The sequence below is a fragment of the Streptomyces sp. NPDC005195 genome, from assembly GCF_040608315.1.
Classification (GTDB): Bacteria; Actinomycetota; Actinomycetes; order Streptomycetales; family Streptomycetaceae; genus Streptomyces; species Streptomyces kaempferi.
In genome coordinates, this window is the sequence record NZ_JBEXHZ010000003.1 from 236830 (window position 1) to 253560 (window position 16731).

Sequence of the window (16731 nt, forward strand, 5' to 3'; positions counted from 1 at the left end):
AAGCGCATAGGGGGAGGTCGGCCCAGGTGATCCTCACGGTCACACTGAACACCGCCGTCGACATCACCTACCGTGTACGGTCCCTGCGGCCGCACACCTCGCACCGGGTGACCGAGGTGACCGAACGCCCCGGCGGCAAGGGCCTGAACGTGGCCCGGGTGCTCGCCGCCCTCGGTCACCGGGTGACGGTCACGGGCTTCACGGGCGGCGCCACCGGTCGCTCTCTCCAGGAGCAACTCACCGGCAGCCCCGGCCTGGTGGACGCGTTGGTCCCGGTGTCCGGCCCGACGCGCCGCACGATAGCGGTGGTCGACACGGCGACGGGTGACACCACTCAGCTCAACGAGCCCGGTCCGGAGATATCCCCGGCGGAGTGGGCGGCCTTCCAGGAGACGTACGAGCATCTGCTGCGCTCCGCCTCGGCGGTGGCCCTGTGCGGCAGCCTGCCGCCGGGGGTGCCGGTGGGCGCGTACGCGGGGCTGGTCCGTTCGGCCCGCGCGGCAGCCGTCCCGGTCCTCCTCGACACCAGCGGCGAACCGCTGCGCCGAGGTGTCGCCGCCCGCCCCGACATCGTCAAGCCGAACGCCGACGAACTGGCCGAACTCACCGGCTCCCACGAGCCGTTGCAGGCCACCCGCGACGCCCGCAGGCGTGGCGCGCACGCCGTGGTGGCCTCACTGGGCGCCCAGGGGCTGCTCGCGCACACGCCGGAGGGCCTCTGGCGGGCCGCGCCGCCCCACCGCGTGCACGGCAATCCGACGGGCGCGGGCGACTCGGCGGTCGCGGGCCTGCTGTCGGGCCTGGTGGAACATCTGCCCTGGCCGGAACGCCTGGCACGGGCCGTCGCCCTGTCCACGGCGACCGTACTGGCCCCGGTGGCGGGCGAGTTCGACCGCGACGTGTACGAGGAACTGGTGGAACGGGTGTCGCTGACCGGGGAGACCAGCGCGGCCTGAGAAAAGACCGGCCACGCCCGGCCGAAGCCGGACGCTGCCGGAACTCAGCCGCCGGACTTGACCCAGCCGTCGACCAGCCACATCTGGTCGATGAGGGCGTCGCACTGGTTGCCCTGCTCGCACGAGACCTTGATGGCGTTCGTGCCCTTGTCGAGCTGGATCCAGTTGTAGGTCTTCGTCCAGCCCTTCTTGTAGTCGCCCGCGGGGCCGCCCGCCCAGTTCTTCAGGCCGACAGGCGTCTTGGAAGCCGTGCCGTTGACCGTGAGGGTGGCGGTGCCGTCCTTGCCGGGGACGCTGTAACCGACGTACACGCTGTACTTGCCGGACTTGGGGATACCGCTGACGGTCCAGGTGACGGAGGCGCCGGCCTGGTTGAAGCCCGCGACGTAGACACCGCCGTCCGACTTCGCCCCCTCGACGTCGGACGCCGTGGTGGCGCCGCCTTCCAGGCGCAGCGCCTTGGCGTCGATGGCGGGCAGCTTGCCGGCCTCCGCCGGCTGCTCGCCGGCCGACTTGCTCGGCTCCGCGCTCTGCGAGGCCTGCGGGGACGAGCCCGCCGCGTCGCCGCCCTTGCCGCCGTTCGAGTCGCCGCCCATCATCGCGACGCCGATGCCGATGACGACGGCCGCGACCACGGCGATCGCGCCGATCAGCAGGCCCTTGGTGTTCGGGCCGCGACCACGGCCGCCACCGCCGCCGGACGACTGCCGGGAGGCGGGCGCGCCACCGGGGGCCGTCTCGGGCGCCGCATAGTGCGTGTTCGGCCGGCCGTGGCCGGGCTGCTGCTGGCCGGGCTGACCGTAGGACCCCTGCTGCGGGACCTGGCCGTACGGCGCGGTGGGGGCGGCGGCCTGCTGCTGGCCGTAGCCGGCCTGCTGCTGGCCGTACTGGCGCTCGCCGACCGCCCGCACCCGGTTGACCGAGCCCGGGTAGCCGTAACCGCCACCTCCGCTGGGCGGGGTGGCGCCGTTGGCCTGACCGTCGGCGTACAGGTAGCCGAACGGGTCGTCGTCCTCGGGCGTGCTCGCGCCGTTGTTGCCGGGCGTCATCCCTAGGTACTCCTCAACAGGTGCGGTACAGATGCGGTCCACGATATGAAGCACGTGAAGGCCGAGCCTACCCGCTCCCAGGGGGCCAAACGGGTGGCCTTCACCGCATCAACCCCCTGACCTGTGACTTATCCGGCGCGCCGATGCTGTTTGGGACGAGACCGTTTCTCCACGTACATCCGTTCGTCAGCGGATTTCAAGACCTCGTCCGCCGTCATGCCGCAGTGGGCCCATCCGATGCCGAAACTGGCGCCCACCCGGACCGCCCGGCCGTCGACCCGGATCGGCGGGATGATCGCGTTCCGGAGCCGTACGGCGAGGTCGGCCGCGTCCGCCCGGCCGAGACCGTCGGCGAGGACCACGAACTCGTCACCGCCGAGCCGGGCGACCGTGTCGCCGTCGCGGACACCGTGGGTCAGGCGCCGGGCGACCTCGATGAGCACGGCGTCGCCCGCGTTGTGCCCGAACCGGTCGTTGATCGACTTGAAGCCGTCGAGGTCGCAGAAGAGCACCGCGAGCCCCTTGGCACCGTCGTCCGTCTCGCCCTCGGGCGCGATGGTGTGCACATGATGGTCGAAGGCGTCGTAGGCCGCCGCGCCCGGCCCGAAGTCGAAGCCGTGCGCCGCGGCGTGCCCGTCGAAGGCGCCGTGCTCGGCCGCCTGCTCCGCGTACGGCCCGTGCCCGTAGGCGGCGTCCAGCGACTCGACCGCGCCGGGCTGGAGGGCCTGCGGGCGCGGGCACAGCCGGGAGCCGAGGCGGGAGCGCAGCTCCGCCGAGTTCGGCAGGCCGGTGAGCGAGTCGTGCGAGGCGCGGTGGGCGAGCTGCAGCTCGCGGCGCTTGCGCTCCTCTATGTCCTCGACGTGCGTGAGCAGGAAGCGCGGGCCGTCGGCGGCGTCCGCGACGACGGAGTTGCGCAGCGAGACCCAGACGTAGGTGCCGTCGCGGCGCCCGAGCCTGAGTTCCGCGCGGCCGCCCTCGGCGGAGGTGCGCAGCAGGGTGCCGATGTCCTCGGGGTGCACGAGGTCGGAGAAGGAGTAGCGGCGCATCGCGGAGGCGGGGCGGCCGAGCAGGCGGCACAGGGCGTCGTTGGTGCGCAGGATGCGGCCGTGCTGGTCGCCGCCCATCTCGGCGATGGCCATGCCGGAGGGCGCGTACTCGAAGGCCTGGCGGAAGCTCTCCTCGCTGGCGCGCAGGGCCTGCTGTTCGCGCTCGAGGCGGACCAGGGCGCGCTGCATGTTGGCCCGCAGACGCGCGTTGCTGATCGCGATGGCGCCCTGGAAGGCGTACATCTGGAGGGCCTCGCGGCCCCAGGCGCCGGGCTGTCGTCCGTTGCGCGGCCGGTCGACGGACAGGACGCCGATCAGCTCGCCCGTGTTGCCGCCGACGCCGGGGGTGTACATCGGCGCGAAGAGGCGGTCGGAGGGGTGCCACTCGTCCTCGAAGCGGGGCGCGGGGCCGTCGGTGTACCACTGCGGTACGTCGTCGTCGTCGAGGACCCAGCCCTCGGTGTGCGGTATGAAACGCAGGTCGCCCCAGGCCTCGCCCATGGTCAGCCGGCGGTCCCAGGAGTCGCGGGAGCCGACCCGGCCGGTGATCAGGGCTTCGGCGGCGGAGTTGCCCGCGAGCGCGGCGACCACGAGGTCGCCGTCGGGGCGTACGAGGTTGACACACGCCAGCTCGTAGCCGAGGCCCGTGACCACGCCGTCGGCGACGGTCTGCAGCGTGTCCGCCAGGCTCCGCGCGGTGTTCATGTCCGCCATCACCTGATGCAGCTGCCGCAGGGTCGCAAGACGGACGTAGGGCTCCGACTCGGTTTCCATTCGCCCTCCCCTCGAGACCTCGCAGCAACTCCAGGGTTGTCTTCGGCGTACCTGGTTCTCTGTACCGGTTCTCTGTACCTGAGTTCTCTTGCTCGTACTGGTTGGTAGCTTCCTGCCTGGCTTCCCCGCCACTGAATCACAGCGCGCTGCTCACTCGGTACACAGGGTCAACAAAATATGGCTCCTGTGACTCAAGTCACAGCGTAAGATGAACAATTGAGTGGTGTTTCTGCATTTTCCCCGTGTGTTAACTGAACACATATTTAGATGCCGTGCAGACACTGTGAGCGGTTGTGTCCGTCCTGGGACCTAGGACCCGGCTCGGACCGAGGTCCGATGTGGACGCCCCGGGTCGGAGACTAGCGTTTCGGCGTGCTGAACACTCCCCCTGCCGTCCCTGCCACCCCCTCCGTGCATCCTGAGGGGGTGAGCAACGACGAGTTCCGCGCCGCCATGTCCCGGCTGGCCGCCGGCGTGGTCCTGGTGACCGCGCACGAGGCCGCGCTCGACCCGGAAGGACCGGGCGGCGAGGACGTCGGCATGACGGCGACGGCGTTCGTGTCCGTCTCCCTGGACCCCCCGCTGGTCCTCGTCAGCCTGCGCGAGGGCTCCCGTATGGACGACCTCCTCGACGAGCAGCCCCTCTGGGGTGTCTCCGTGCTCTCCGAGAGCCAGCGCCACATCGCCGGCCGCTTCGCCATGAAGGGCCGCATCAGTGACCGTCTGCTCTTCGAGGACATCCCGTACGTCCGCGGCGAGGCGGCCGGGGCGCCCCTGGTGGGCGGCGCCCTGGCGACCCTGGAGTGCCGCACCGAGCAGCGGGTCACCGCCGGTGACCACACACTCGTCGTCGGGCGGGTGCTGACGGCGTCGGTGCCCAGCGCGGACGGGGGGCCGCTGGTGCACTTCAAGGGGCGCTACCGGCAGCTGGGCTGACACCCCGGCAGCCGGCGCCCGCCCCGCCGGCCGGGGCTCGGGTATCCGGCTCGGGGCCCGGGTTCCGGCTCGGTGGTCCGATTCTCACGTCCGACTCGGTGGGCGAGGACACCGACGGGGCGTCCCGTCGGCCGCCACGACCCGCGCGAGGCCGTCACCGAAGGCGGACCGGGCGGAACCGAATTCGTTCGCGTTCTCCAAGGCGTTCGCCGCGCCACCGCCGTATTGCTTCGCTTTCGCGTTCCGGGGCGTGTTCCCGACCGCATATCCGACCGCGTATCCGTCCGTGGTCCCGACCGCATATCCGTCCGCGTTCCCGTGTCGCCCGTGTCCCGCGTTCTCGCCCGCGTTCCCCGACGTGACCGCGGCCGGCATTCCCGCGGTTCTCCTTCAGGAATTCGCCGTCGACCGTCCGTCACGTCCCCGCGCCCGGCCCGTGGCCCTTCGCCCGCCGGCGGACGAACGGATCGGCGGACAGCGGGCCGTACAGGTGACGTCAGGCCTCCGGCACGGCGCTCAGCCGCAGCCGGCCGGGGTCTCCCGCCCGCTCCACTTCGACCTCCGTCACGGAATCGTCGCCGAAGCGAAGGGTGAAGTACGGGCTGGCCTCGATCAGGAACTGCATGTCCTCCCGCGCGCCCCTGTCCAGCGGCGGCGAGACGACGGCGTCCCACGCCCGGGAGCCGGGCCCGGCGGCCAGCCGGACGGGGATCCGTGCCAGGCAGCTCGATCGGTTGGCCCACCACTCCAGATGCGCTCTGTCCTCATTTCCGTCCATTCCCCGAGCGTAGCCACGAGTGGCCGACTCGGCCCGCCGCTCAATCCGCGTACGGCGCCGGGCGTTTCGCGCGGCGCCGTCGGAGCGGCCCCCGGAGCCCGGTGGCCGGAACGGGACAGCCCTCAGCCCCAGTCGCGCCCGGAACGCCCGCGCTTGGTGTCCGAGCGCTGCTTCTTCTCGCGCAGCCGTCGCTCGTTGAGTCCCCTGGGGATACGGGTGGCCCGGCGCGGCTTGGGCGGCACCGTCGCCTCGGCGAGGAGGGCGGCGAGCCGTACGGCCGCGGTCTCCCGGTTGCGCCACTGCGAACGGTGCTCGGAGGAGCGCACGCTGATCACGCCGTCGACGAGCCGCCCGGCGAGCTTGGCGAGCGCCCGCTCCTTCCAGACCGGGGGCAGCGCCTCGGTCTTCGCGAGGTCGAACCGCAGCTCGACCTGCGAGTCGGTGGTGTTGACGTGCTGACCGCCCGGCCCGCTGGACCGCGAGAAACGCCACATGAGCTCGGCCTCGGGGAGGGAGACGGAGCCGCGGATGACATAGGGACCGGACATGGGGTTCATGGTCCCCCGGATGTCCGGTCCACGTCACCCGCTTTTCGCGCGGGGGTCCGTCCGGCGCAAAGGTAAAGAGAGTAAAGACACCCGGAACCTTCGGCACCCCTCTTGGCGTTCTTAGGGGTAGCTGTAGCTTCGTGCCCGTACGAAGCCCAACCGTACGGGCACACCGCACGTACGCAACGAGGGAAAGGACTCCCAACAATGGCTGTAAGCCTGTCCAAGGGTGGCAACGTCTCGCTCACCAAGGAGGCTCCGGGCCTGACCGCCGTCACCGTGGGCCTCGGCTGGGACGTCCGCAGCACCACGGGCACCGACTTCGACCTCGACGCCTCGGCCATCGCGGTCAACCAGCAGGGCAAGGTCTACTCGGACGCCCACTTCGTCTTCTTCAACAACAAGCAGACCCCGGACCAGACCATCGTCCACACCGGTGACAACCGCACCGGCGAGGGCGCGGGCGACGACGAGGCGATCAACGTCAACCTGGCGGGCCTTCCCGCCGACATCGACAAGATCGTCTTCCCGGTCTCCATCTACGACGCGGAGAGCCGCTCGCAGAACTTCGGCCAGGTCCGCAACGCCTACATCCGCATCGTCAACCAGGCCGGCGGCACGGAGATCGCCCGCTACGACCTGTCCGAGGACGCGGCGACGGAGACGGCGATGGTCTTCGGCGAGCTCTACCGCAACGGCGCGGAGTGGAAGTTCCGCGCGGTCGGCCAGGGCTACGCCTCGGGCCTGACGGGCATCGCCCAGGACTTCGGCGTCAGCGTCTGATCCGTACGCGCGAGTCGACAGAGCCCCTGACCCGGGAACCCGGGCCAGGGGCTCTTCGCGTATGACGAACAGGGCCCCCGGCATCCGCACCCGGCCCGGGGACTGCTTGGTGTGGAAGAAGACGAAGTGGGCGGCAGGCCACCGGCGGGGTCCGGGGACGGCGGAGCCGTCCCCGGACGATCCCGACGACTAGCCTGCACCGCGTGATCCTCGAATCCCTGCCCCTCGCCCCGGACCACGACATCCCGGGGCCGCTCCTGACCGAACTCACCGCCCTGCACGTCTCCAACCGCGAATTCAACGCGTTGAGCGGCGACTTCCCCGACCCGGACGACATCAGCCCGGAACAGGTCGCCGAGGCGCTCGCCGAGGAGGCGGCCCACCCCGGCGTGGAGTTGCTGCTCGCCCGTGGCGCCGGGCGGCTCGCCGGGTTCGCCATCACGCTGGCGCACCATCCCGACCCGGCGGATCCGGACCCGTGGATCGGCCTGCTCCTCGTGGACGCCCGAGAGCACGGCAAGGGATACGGCAGGGCACTGGCGGCGGGTGTCGAGGAGCGGTTCCGGGCCACCGGCCGCACCGGCGTGCGCCTTGCCGTCCTCGACAACAACCCCAAGGGCCTGGCCTTCTGGACCGCCCTCGGGTACGAGGTGATCGACCACCGCGAGGACCGCCGGCTGGGCCGTCCGTGCGCGGTACTGCGCAAGGCCCTGGACGCCCCCGGCCGGACGGACACTCCCTAGGAGTTCAGGCGCCCGGGAGAAAGAGGCAGAACGGGTGACCGTGAGGATCGCGGAGGACCCGTACGTCCTTCTGGGGCTGGTGCTCCTCCAGCGTCGCGCCCAGGGCACGGGCCCGCTCGGTCTCCGCCTCCAGGTCGTCGACCTGGAGGTCCAGGTGGGCCTGCATCTGCTGGGTGCCCGCGCGCTGCGGCCACACCGGGGGCGTGTGGCCGGTCTCCAGCTGGAAGCTGAGGCCGGGACGCTCCTGTCCGGGAGCCCGCAGGCGGACCCACCCCGGCTCTCGGTCGACTTCCCGCCAGCCCAGCAGGGCCCGGTAGAAGTCGGCCAACGCCGGCGGATCGGGAGTACCGAGAACGAAGGCACCGAGCGTCGTCGTCATGTCCCCCAGCCTGCCCCCGGCGCCCGCCCGCACGCATCGGCCCGCACACGGCGGACCCCGTGCCGGTCCGGAGCACCGGGTGCCCCCGCCGGCGGGAAGAACCGGCCCGGTCTAGGCCGTGGCCGGTCTGCCCTCGCCGTACAGCCAGTCCTTCCAGATGCGGCCGACGTCCTTGCCCGGTGCCTTCTTCTCGACGTACGCGGTGAAGTCGGCGGTCGTCGCGTTGCCGTGGCGGTGGGTGGCGGCCCAGCCCTGGATGATGTCGTAGAAGGTGTCGTCGCCGACGGTCCTGCGGATCTTGTGGAGGACCATGGCGCCGCGGTCGTAGACGGGACTGTCGGAGATGTGGGCCGCGCCGGAGGGCTTGGCGGGCGCGAAGTCCCAGATCGCCTTGTTCTCGGCGGCGTCGTCGTAGTAGTCGCCCCGGTAGAGGGCGGCGAAGATCTCGTCGGCCGTGTCGCCGTCGTGGTCCTCCTGCCAGAGCCACTCCGCGTACGTGGCGAAGCTCTCGTTGAGCCACATGTCCTGCCAGGACGCGGGGGTGACGGAGTCTCCGTACCATTCGTGGGCCAGCTCGTGGACCAGCGTCTCGATGTCGGGGGCGCCCGGGAAGACGGGGCGGTTCTGGGTTTCGAGCGCGTAACCGGCGACGCCGGGGCGGTCGACGATCGCGCCGGTCGAGGAGAACGGGTACGGGCCGAAGTTGTACGCCTCCCAGTCCATGATCTCCGGAATGCGGGCCAGCACCTTCGCGCTCGCGGCGGTCTGTGTCGGGTCGACGGCGACGTACACGGGCAGACCGCTCTTCGTCTCACTGCGGGTGATGTCGTACGCCCCGACGGCGACGGTCGCGACGTAGCTCGCCATCGGCTCGGCGGTGTGCCAGGCGAAGGTCCTGCGGCCGTCGGCGGCCGTCGTCTCACTCCTCAACTCCCCGTTGGAGACCGCGCTCAGGCCCTTGGGGACGGTGATCGTGATGTCGTACGACGCCTTGTCGGAGGGGTGGTGGTTGCCGGGGAACCAGGTCATCGAGCCGACGGGTTCGCCGAGGGCGAGCGCGCCGTGGGCCGTGGGCAGCCAGCCCTCCTCGGAGCCGTCCGGGTCCGTGAGCGTCTCCGGGGTGCCCGCGTAGCGGACCGTGGTGCGGAACGTCTCGCCCTTGCCGAGGCCGGTGCGCGGACGCACCGTCAGCTCCTGGCCCGCCCGGCTCCAGCGGGCGTCCCGGTCGCCGACGGAGACTCCGGCGACGTCCAGGCCCTTCAGGTCGAGGTTGAAGGCGTCGAGGCTCCGGGTCGCCCGCGCGGTGATCCGGGCGGTGCCCCGCAGCCGCTTGCTCCCGGGGTCGTAGGAGAGCGCCAGGGCGTAGTGCGTGACGTCGTAGCCGCCGTTGCCCATCTTCGGGAAGTAGGGGTCGTGCAGCCCCGGGGTGCCCGCCGCACCGTCCCCGTCCCCGCCGCCGCACGCGGTGAGCGCGCAGGTGAGGGTGAGAGCCAGGGCACAGGGGACGATCACGGAAGATCGGGGCACGTCCGCGATCCTACGAGGCCATGACACCATCACGTACGTGCTCGACATCGGCTACGCCCTCTCCAACCGGTTCCCCGACCCCCCGCAGACCGACTACCGCCGCGCGGACGTCCACGCCCTGCGGCACGACCTGTTCTGCGGCGACGTGTACCTCGCCGACACGAAGGCGGACCGGGAGGTGTCGACAGCCTGGGGGTGGGTGCCGGTGCTCGACTTCGCGTGGGCGCTGTGCGACATCGTGGAGCAGCTGGACCGGGACCCGCGGGGCAGCCGGGCCTCCCGCCCCCAGCACGCCGAGCTCGACTTCACCGAGTCGACGGACCGCATGCTCTTCGAACGCCGCTTCGGCTGGGTCGACATCGAGGCCGACTGGATGCACCGTGACGAGGAGCCGCTGACCTTCTCGCACTCCGCGCTGCGCCGGGAGGCCCGCGACTTCCTGCACGACCTGATCGCGGACCTCACCGACCTGCACGACGACCTCGCCGAGAACCCGGCCCTGTGGACCCTCCAGGCCCGCTTCCCCCGCGTCGGCTGATCACCCCGCGGCCCGCCCGGTCTCGTCTCCTCCCGGACTCACCCCCCGGTCTTCCCCGCCGCTCCCCTCTCCCCTCTCCCCTCTCCCCTTCAGCCCACCTTCCAGCTCGCCCCGGCCCTCACACCTCAGCCGCGTCGCCGTGCACCCGCACGCCCAGCGCCGCCGCCAGCACCGGTGCCAGGTCGAACAGCTGGGCGGGGCTGATCACCGCGCCCGCCAGACGGTCCACGCCCCGCGCGATGTCCAGCTCCGCGGCACGGCGCAGATCCACGTCGACCAGGGTCGCCGCGGTGAGGTCGGCGCCCTTGACGACACAGTCCACGAATTCCACGCGCTCCAGCCGGGCGCCTCCGAAGTCCGGCTCCACCAGCACACAGCCCTCGAAGACGACGTCCTTGAGGCGCGCCCTGCGCAGGTTCAGGTAGTCGATCTTGCCGCCGCGGATCAGTACGCGCTCCAGCACGGAACCGTGCAACTGCACTCCGCCCAGACGGGCGTCGACCAGCTCGACGTCGCGCAACGTCGACTCGGCCAGGTCGGTGCCCACACCCCGTATGCCCGTCAGGACCGAGTCCAGCACGCGCGCGTGGTGCAGCCGTGTCTCGTCCAGCGCGCACCCCGTCAGGGCGCAGTCCATGAAACGCGCGCCGCCGCCGTCCTGCCCGGCGAAGTCCGCCTCCCGGAACTCCAGCCCGTCATAGTCCCCGTCCGGCTCCAGCGCGGAGCCTTCATGGGGCTCCAGCGGCGGCAGCCGCAGCTCCGGCCGCCGCGCCCCCTTCACCACCCCGCCCGCCCTGCCCGTACCGCCCGCCGCTTTCCGCACCATGCCCCCATCCTGCACTCCCCCACTGACAACGCCTCCGACCTGCGGTCCTGTCCCCCGATGTCACATTCCGGCCCCGCGAACAGTCGTACTCGACAAGACGACCCCGACCGCAGGGAGAGGCCAACCATGCACCACCTGACCGTCATCGGCGGCGGCCTCGCCGGGCTCACCGCCGCCATCACCGCCGCCGAGGCAGGCGCCAGGGTCACGCTGTACGAGGCCCACCACACGCTCGGCGGCCGGGCCCGCACCGCGGACGGCCCGTACCGGACGAACAACGGCCCGCACACGCTGCACGGCGGCGGCCCGCACTGGACCTGGCTCACACAGCGCGGCCTCACCGGACCCCTCGCCCCGGTACCGGCCCGGGAGAGCGCGCGGCTGCGCCTGCACCACCGGGGTGTCCTGCGCCGCACCCCGCCCCTCGCCCTGATCGGACTGCTGCGCCGGGATGCCCGGCAGGCGCCCGTGGACGCCGACTTCCTGAGCTGGGCGAGCGCGCGGACGGGCGAGGAGGGCGCCCGCGCCGCCGCGCACTACGCGGCCGTCACCCTGTTCCACCACGATCCGGGCGCGCTCTCCGCGGCCTTCGTGCAGGACCGGCTGCGCAGGGCGGCCCGGCTGCCCGCGGAGGCGCGCCATCCGCGCGGCGGCTGGGCGACCGTCGTCGACCGCATGGCCGCCCGCGCCTGGAACCTCGGCGTCCGCGTGGAGACCCTCGCCCGCGTCGACACGCTCCCCGACCGCCACGGTCCGGTCGTCGTCGCCACCTCCCTCGACTCCGCCCGCCGTCTCCTGGGGGACGACTCCCTCACCTGGACCGGCGGCCGGACCGCCCTCGTGGACCTGGCCCTGCGCACCCGGCGCGGCGACCCCTACGCCCTCTCCGACCTTGACGCGCCCGGCCGGCTCGACCGTCCCACGGCGCGGGACCGCACCCTCGCCCCGGACGGGGAGCAACTCGTCCAGGGACAGTTCCCGATCGCTCCCCACGAGTCCCGCGGCGACGGCGCCGCCCGCGCCGAACACCTTCTCGACCTCGCCTTCGAGGGCTGGCGCGAGCGCGTGACCTGGCGGCGGGACGCGGTGGCGCTCGGGCGTACGGGCGCGGTCGACCCGCCGGGCACCACCTGGCGCGACCGCCCGGCGCTCGACCGCGGCGACGGCGTCTACCTGGCGGGGGACCAGGTGGCCGCCCCCGGCATCCTCTCGGAGGTCTCCTTCAACAGCGCGCTCGAGACCGTCGCCCTGGCCTTCGGCATCCGGGAACGCCTTGACCTCAAGCACGCTTGAGGTCGAAAGCTGGGCTCCTCACCGCCCGCACCCCGAGGAGCCCTTCCGATGCACGCCGTCCGCCTGCACACCTTCGGCCCGGCCGAGAACCTCACCTATGAGAGCACCGAGGACCCCGAACCGGGCCCCGGCCAGGTCCGTGTCGCCGTGGCCGCGGCCGGTGTCCACCTCCTGGACACCGCCCTGCGCGAAGGCGCCCGGGGCCCCGCGCCCGCCCCCGCCACGCTTCCCACCGTCCCCGGCCGCGAGGTCGCCGGCACGGTCGAGTCGCTCGGCGAGGGCACCCCCGGCCGCTGGCTCGGCAGACGGGTCGTGGCGCACCTCGGCCTCGCGCCCGGCGGATACGCCGAACTGGCCGTGACCGACGCCGGCCGCCTGCACGAGATACCGGAGAACCTCGACTTCGCCCAGGCCGTCGCCATGATCGGAACGGGCCGTACGGCGATGGGGATCGTGCAGTTCGCCGAGTGGGGCCCGGACACCGTGGCCGTGATCCCGGCGGCCGCGGGCGGCATCGGCACCCTTCTCGTGCAGTACGCCCGGCGCGCGGGCGCCACCGTCATCGGTATCGCGGGCGGTCCGCGAAAGGTGGCCCTGGTCCGGGAGAACGGCGCCGACCTCGCCGTGGACCACCAGGACGGCACCTGGCCGGCGCGGGTCCGCGGGTACCTCGGCCCCCGCACGGCGACCCTCGTCCTCGACGGCGTCGGGGGCGCCACCGCCCGCGCCGCCGTGGACCTGCTCGGCCCCGGCGGCAGGCATCTCGTCTTCGGCTGGTCCGCCGAGGGCATCCGGGACGGCGGACCCCTGATCGTGCCCGGCGTGACCGAGCAGGTGCTCGGCACCGCGATGACGCGCCGGGCGGGCGGCCCCGACCCCCTGCGCACCCTGGAACTGCGTGCCCTCGCCGAAGCGGCCGCCGGCCGTCTCGCCCCGGCCCTGACCCGCTTCCCGCTCGCCTCGGCGGCCGCCGCCCACCGCGCTCTGGAGACCCGCGCCACCCTCGGCAAGGTGGTCCTGGAACCGTGAGCGGGAGGGCCTCGCCGAAAGGTGCGTCACCCACCGATCCATGGTCTTCTGGGCAGGTGAGTGTCACCCGAACAGGTGAACCCGCAGGCGCCGATCCTCACCGCTGGTGGGGTCTGGTGATCATCGCTCTGGCCCAGTTGATGGTCGTCCTGGACGCGACCATCGTGAACATCGCGCTCCCCTCCGCACAGCGTGACCTGGGCATGTCCGACGGCAACCGTCAGTGGGTCATCACCGCGTACACCCTGGCCTTCGGCGGCCTGCTCCTGCTCGGCGGCCGGATCGCCGACCTGGTCGGCCGCAAACGCACCTTCGTCATCGGGCTCATCGGCTTCGCGGCCGCCTCCGCGCTGGGCGGCGGTGCCACCAGCTCCCCCATGCTCTACGGCGCCCGCGCCCTGCAGGGAGCCTTCGCCGCCCTCCTCGCCCCGTCCGCGCTCAGCCTGCTGACCACCACCTTCAGCGACCCGAGGGAACGCGGAAAGGCCTTCGGCATCTACGGCGCCCTGGCCGGCAGCGGCTCGGCGATCGGACTGCTCGCCGGCGGGCTGCTGACCGAGTACCTGAACTGGCGCTGGTGTCTGTACGTCAACGTCCCCGTCGCCGTCGTCGCGGTCGTCGGCGCGACCACCCTGCTGCGCGACCGCCCCGGCTACCGGGGCGGTCGCCTCGACGTCCCGGGTGCGGTACTCGGCTGCGGCGGCCTCGTCGCCATCGTCTACGGCTTCAGCGAGGCGGAGCCGCGCGGCTGGACGGACCCGCTGGTCCTCGCCCTGCTCGCGGCCGGCGTCGCCCTGATCGCGGCCTTCGTGTGGTGGCAGAAGCGGGCCCCGAGCCCACTGCTGCCCCTGCACGTCGTCCGGGACCGCAACCGCGCCGGCTGCTTCCTGACCATGGCACTCGCCGTCATCGGCCTGTTCGGCATGTTCCTGTTCCTGACCTACTACCTGCAGGTCGTCCTCGGCTACTCACCGGTGCGGACGGGCCTGGCCTTCCTGCCTCTGACGGCCGCCATCGTCGTCGGCTCGACGCAGATCTCCGCGCGGCTGCTGCAACACGTCGCACCGCGCGTGCTGATGGTCCCCGGCACGCTCCTCGCCACGTCCGGAATGCTGGTCTTCACCCGGCTGACCGTGCACCCCGACTACACGGGTCTGCTGCTGCCCGGCATGCTCCTGATGGGGCTCGGCATGGGCCTGATCTTCATGCCGATCTTCGCCACCGCCACCGCCGGCGTCGCCCCGCGGGACTCGGGGGTGACCTCCGCGACCGTCAACACCTCACAGCAGGTCGGCGGTTCGATCGGCACGGCCCTGCTGAACACCGTCGCCACCACCAGCGGCGCCACCTACATCGCCGCCCACCTCACCGGCCCCGCCCGCAGGGCACTGGTCGTCCGCGAGGGCATCGTGCACGGCTACACGATCGCCGTCTGGTGGGCCTGCGGCATCATGCTCCTGGCCGGTCTGATCGCCGGCCTGCTGGTCACCGCGAAGGCCCCCAAACACGCGCTCGGGACGGCCCCCGTCCCCGAGTCAGTCCCGTGAACCCAGCTCCCGCAGCGCCCCGTCGGTCAGCCGGTACACCGTCCACTCGTCCTGCGGACGCGCGCCGAGTGCCTCGTAGAACTCGATGGACGGCCGGTTCCAGTCCAGCACCGACCACTCCAGCCGCTCGTACCCGCGCGCCCCGCAGATCCGTGCCAGTTCGGTGAGCAGCGCCTTGCCGTGGCCGCCGCCACGCGCCTGCGGACGCACATAGAGGTCCTCCAGGTAGATGCCGTGCACCCCGCGCCAGGTCGAGAAGTTGAGGAACCACAGCGCGAACCCGACCACCTCCCCGGCCTCCTCCGCGACGTGCGCGAACGCCGCCGGGTGCTCGCCGAACAACGCCTCCCGCAGCTGCGACGGGGTCGCCCGCGCCTCGTCCGGCACCTTCTCGTACTCGGCCAGTTCACGGACCATCGCGTGGATGACGGGGATGTCGGCGGGGGTGGCGGCGCGAATCATGGGCGCAGTGTCACACACCCGCCGCGCGGGGGACCGCCCCGCCGGCGCCGCCCCTCGGCCCGTCCCTCGGTGCCGCCCCGCCGGTGCCACCCCCGTCAGTGCCGTCCGGCCACCCGGTCGGCCAGCCGTGCCAGCCGGGACGAATCCGCGCCGCGCGTGGTCAGTTCGCGGCGGTCCGCGGTGCGGTAGGTCGCGTACATGCCGTGCACGCCGATCCAGCGGAAGGGCTCCGGCTCCCACTTGCGGACCTTGTGGCCGACCCAGGGCAGGCCGGTCAGCCCGGTCGGGCCCGCCTGACCCGAGTCCAGCCGGACGAGGTCGCGCAGGGTGCGGGCGGCGAGGTTGGTGGTGGCGACACCCGAGCCGACATATCCGCCGGCCCAGCCGAGGCCGGTCGCGCGGTCCAGGGTGACCGTGGCACACCAGTCGCGCGGCACGCCGAGGACGCCCGACCAGGCGTGCTCCACCCGGATGCCGGCCAGCGACGGGAAGAAGCGGACCAGGATCCCGTACAGGGCGTCGACGGTCGCCTGCCGTGTGCCGCCGTCGTGGTCGGTGCGCGAACCGAAGCGGTACGGGACACCCCGGCCGCCGAGCGCGATGCGGTCGTCGGCGGTGCGCTGCGCGTACATGTACGCGTGCGCCATGTCGCCGAGCGTCTCGCGGCCCTCCCAGCCGATCCGCGCCCACTGCTCGGGCGTCAGCCGCTGCGTCGCGATCATCGACGAGTTCATGGGCAGCCAGGTGCGCCGCTGACCCTTCAGCGAGGCGGTGAAGCCCTCCGTGCAGCGCAGGACGTAGGGGGCGCGGACCGTTCCGTGCGACGTCACCGCGTGCCCGGGGCGGATCTCCGTCACCGGCGTCCGCTCGTGGATCGTCACCCCGAGCGCCTCGGCGGCGGCGGCCAGACCCTTCACCAGCTTCACCGGGTGCAGGCGCGCCCCGTGCGGCGTCCAGGCCGAGCCGACCGCGTCCGCGACCCGGACCCGCTCGGCGGTCTCGCGCGCGCCGTACAGCTCGCGGTCCCGCTCCCCGTACGACAGCTCGTGCTCGTGGAAGGCCTTCAGCCGGGCCAGCTGCGCGGGCGTGTACGCCACCTCCAGGACGCCGCCCCGGTGGACGTCCGCGTCGATGCCCTCCTCGGCGGTGACCCGGACGACCTCGTCGACGGTGTCGTTCATCGCCCTCTGCAGACGGACCGCCGCCTCGTGGCCGTGCAGCCTCGCGTACCGGTCGCGGCCCGCGACGCCGTTGTAGAGCCAGCCGCCGTTGCGCCCCGACGCGCCGTATCCGCAGAACCTCTGCTCCAGGACGGTGACGCGCAGCGAGGGCGCCGCCTTCTTCAGGTAGTACGCGGTCCACAGACCCGTATAGCCGCCCCCGACGATCACCACGTCGGCGGTCGCGTCGCCCGGCAGGGGCTCGCGCGGAACGGGGAGCCCGTCGTCCGCGTACCAGAAGGAGATGCCGCCGTTGACCGTGCCGCTTCCCGTGCCGCTGCTGCTCATGGCCGGGAC

The 16731-nt window shown here is 72.5% G+C and carries 17 protein-coding genes; 8 read left to right on the forward strand and 9 right to left on the reverse strand.

Features of this window, described 5'->3' with window-relative positions:
• Positions 1–26 precede the first annotated feature (26 nt).
• Positions 27–956, forward strand: coding sequence for a 1-phosphofructokinase family hexose kinase (locus tag ABZV34_RS05510; protein WP_356271554.1), 930 nt, complete (start codon positions 27–29; stop codon positions 954–956).
• Positions 957–1000: 44 nt separating this feature from the next.
• Here ABZV34_RS05510 and ABZV34_RS05515 read toward each other — a convergent pair whose 3' ends face one another.
• Both ABZV34_RS05515 and cdgB read right to left on the reverse strand, forming a co-directional pair.
• Positions 1001–2005, reverse strand: coding sequence for a carbohydrate-binding protein (locus ABZV34_RS05515; RefSeq protein WP_356271556.1), 1005 nt, complete (start codon positions 2003–2005; stop codon positions 1001–1003).
• Positions 2006–2133: 128 nt separating this feature from the next.
• A complete protein-coding gene (gene cdgB, locus ABZV34_RS05520; RefSeq protein WP_356271558.1) occupies positions 2134–3825 on the reverse strand; it encodes a diguanylate cyclase CdgB in 1692 nt (563 codons plus the stop codon).
• 372 nt (positions 3826–4197) lie between these two features.
• On the opposite strand from cdgB, the gene ABZV34_RS05525 reads away from it, so the two are divergent.
• A complete protein-coding gene (locus ABZV34_RS05525) occupies positions 4198–4761 on the forward strand; it encodes a flavin reductase family protein (protein WP_356271560.1) in 564 nt (187 codons plus the stop codon).
• A gap of 496 nt (positions 4762–5257) precedes the next feature.
• Here ABZV34_RS05525 and ABZV34_RS05530 read toward each other — a convergent pair whose 3' ends face one another.
• Both ABZV34_RS05530 and arfB read right to left on the reverse strand, forming a co-directional pair.
• A complete protein-coding gene (locus tag ABZV34_RS05530) occupies positions 5258–5539 on the reverse strand; it encodes a hypothetical protein (protein WP_168528731.1) in 282 nt (93 codons plus the stop codon).
• A 122-nt stretch (positions 5540–5661) separates the two neighbouring features.
• Positions 5662–6096 (reverse strand): alternative ribosome rescue aminoacyl-tRNA hydrolase ArfB, encoded by a 435-nt coding sequence (gene arfB / locus ABZV34_RS05535; RefSeq protein WP_356271562.1) that lies wholly within the window; start codon positions 6094–6096, stop codon positions 5662–5664.
• A gap of 198 nt (positions 6097–6294) precedes the next feature.
• Between arfB and ABZV34_RS05540 the strand changes: the two genes are divergently transcribed.
• Positions 6295–6870, forward strand: a complete 576-nt coding sequence (locus ABZV34_RS05540; RefSeq protein ID WP_356271564.1) for a TerD family protein — start codon at positions 6295–6297, stop codon at positions 6868–6870.
• Between the two features lie 203 nt (positions 6871–7073).
• Positions 7074–7613: a GNAT family N-acetyltransferase gene (locus ABZV34_RS05545; RefSeq protein ID WP_356271566.1), complete on the forward strand. Its 540-nt coding sequence runs from the start codon at positions 7074–7076 to the stop codon at positions 7611–7613.
• A gap of 4 nt (positions 7614–7617) precedes the next feature.
• Here ABZV34_RS05545 and ABZV34_RS05550 read toward each other — a convergent pair whose 3' ends face one another.
• Positions 7618–7992 carry a VOC family protein gene (locus ABZV34_RS05550; RefSeq protein ID WP_356271568.1) on the reverse strand — a complete coding sequence of 125 codons (375 nt, stop codon included), beginning with the start codon at positions 7990–7992 and terminating at the stop codon, positions 7618–7620.
• 111 nt (positions 7993–8103) lie between these two features.
• A complete protein-coding gene (locus tag ABZV34_RS05555) occupies positions 8104–9519 on the reverse strand; it encodes a M1 family metallopeptidase (protein ID WP_356271570.1) in 1416 nt (471 codons plus the stop codon).
• Between the two features lie 37 nt (positions 9520–9556).
• Here ABZV34_RS05555 and ABZV34_RS05560 point away from each other — a divergent pair, with 37 nt between their 5' ends.
• A complete protein-coding gene (locus ABZV34_RS05560; protein ID WP_356271572.1) occupies positions 9557–10057 on the forward strand; it encodes a hypothetical protein in 501 nt (166 codons plus the stop codon).
• A gap of 118 nt (positions 10058–10175) precedes the next feature.
• Here ABZV34_RS05560 and ABZV34_RS05565 read toward each other — a convergent pair whose 3' ends face one another.
• Complete coding sequence (locus ABZV34_RS05565; protein ID WP_356271573.1) at positions 10176–10883, reverse strand: pentapeptide repeat-containing protein; 708 nt, start codon at positions 10881–10883, stop codon at positions 10176–10178.
• Positions 10884–11009: 126 nt separating this feature from the next.
• Between ABZV34_RS05565 and ABZV34_RS05570 the strand changes: the two genes are divergently transcribed.
• The 3 genes from ABZV34_RS05570 to ABZV34_RS05580 are packed head-to-tail and all read left to right on the forward strand — an operon-like array spanning position 11010 to position 14752.
• Complete coding sequence (locus tag ABZV34_RS05570) at positions 11010–12176, forward strand: NAD(P)-binding protein (protein WP_356271575.1); 1167 nt, start codon at positions 11010–11012, stop codon at positions 12174–12176.
• A gap of 48 nt (positions 12177–12224) precedes the next feature.
• Entirely contained in the window at positions 12225–13205 is a 981-nt protein-coding gene (locus ABZV34_RS05575) for a zinc-binding dehydrogenase (protein ID WP_356271577.1), read from the forward strand.
• Positions 13206–13261: 56 nt separating this feature from the next.
• Positions 13262–14752, forward strand: a complete 1491-nt coding sequence (locus ABZV34_RS05580; protein WP_356271579.1) for an MFS transporter — start codon at positions 13262–13264, stop codon at positions 14750–14752.
• Here the strand turns inward: ABZV34_RS05580 and ABZV34_RS05585 are convergent.
• A complete protein-coding gene (locus ABZV34_RS05585) occupies positions 14741–15214 on the reverse strand; it encodes a GNAT family N-acetyltransferase (protein ID WP_356271581.1) in 474 nt (157 codons plus the stop codon). The two genes, ABZV34_RS05580 and ABZV34_RS05585, sit on opposite strands and share 12 nt — an antisense overlap.
• Positions 15215–15309: 95 nt before the next feature.
• Complete coding sequence (locus ABZV34_RS05590) at positions 15310–16722, reverse strand: FAD-dependent oxidoreductase (RefSeq protein WP_356271583.1); 1413 nt, start codon at positions 16720–16722, stop codon at positions 15310–15312.
• Positions 16723–16731: the final 9 nt, after the last annotated feature.

What these genes read in the sequence shown, in the direction of transcription:
- ABZV34_RS05515 (WP_356271556.1), bottom strand. Translation starts at nt 2,005, where the DNA reads ATGACGCCCGGCAACAACGGCGCGAGCACGCCCGAGGACGACGACCCG.
- cdgB (WP_356271558.1), bottom strand. Translation starts at nt 3,825, where the DNA reads ATGGAAACCGAGTCGGAGCCCTACGTCCGTCTTGCGACCCTGCGGCAG.
- ABZV34_RS05530 (WP_168528731.1), bottom strand. Translation starts at nt 5,539, where the DNA reads ATGGACGGAAATGAGGACAGAGCGCATCTGGAGTGGTGGGCCAACCGA.
- arfB (WP_356271562.1), bottom strand. Translation starts at nt 6,096, where the DNA reads ATGAACCCCATGTCCGGTCCCTATGTCATCCGCGGCTCCGTCTCCCTC.
- ABZV34_RS05540 (WP_356271564.1), top strand. Translation starts at nt 6,295, where the DNA reads ATGGCTGTAAGCCTGTCCAAGGGTGGCAACGTCTCGCTCACCAAGGAG.
- ABZV34_RS05550 (WP_356271568.1), bottom strand. Translation starts at nt 7,992, where the DNA reads ATGACGACGACGCTCGGTGCCTTCGTTCTCGGTACTCCCGATCCGCCG.
- ABZV34_RS05565 (WP_356271573.1), bottom strand. Translation starts at nt 10,883, where the DNA reads ATGGTGCGGAAAGCGGCGGGCGGTACGGGCAGGGCGGGCGGGGTGGTG.
- ABZV34_RS05570 (WP_356271575.1), top strand. Translation starts at nt 11,010, where the DNA reads ATGCACCACCTGACCGTCATCGGCGGCGGCCTCGCCGGGCTCACCGCC.
- ABZV34_RS05575 (WP_356271577.1), top strand. Translation starts at nt 12,225, where the DNA reads ATGCACGCCGTCCGCCTGCACACCTTCGGCCCGGCCGAGAACCTCACC.
- ABZV34_RS05585 (WP_356271581.1), bottom strand. Translation starts at nt 15,214, where the DNA reads ATGATTCGCGCCGCCACCCCCGCCGACATCCCCGTCATCCACGCGATG.
- ABZV34_RS05590 (WP_356271583.1), bottom strand. Translation starts at nt 16,722, where the DNA reads ATGAGCAGCAGCGGCACGGGAAGCGGCACGGTCAACGGCGGCATCTCC.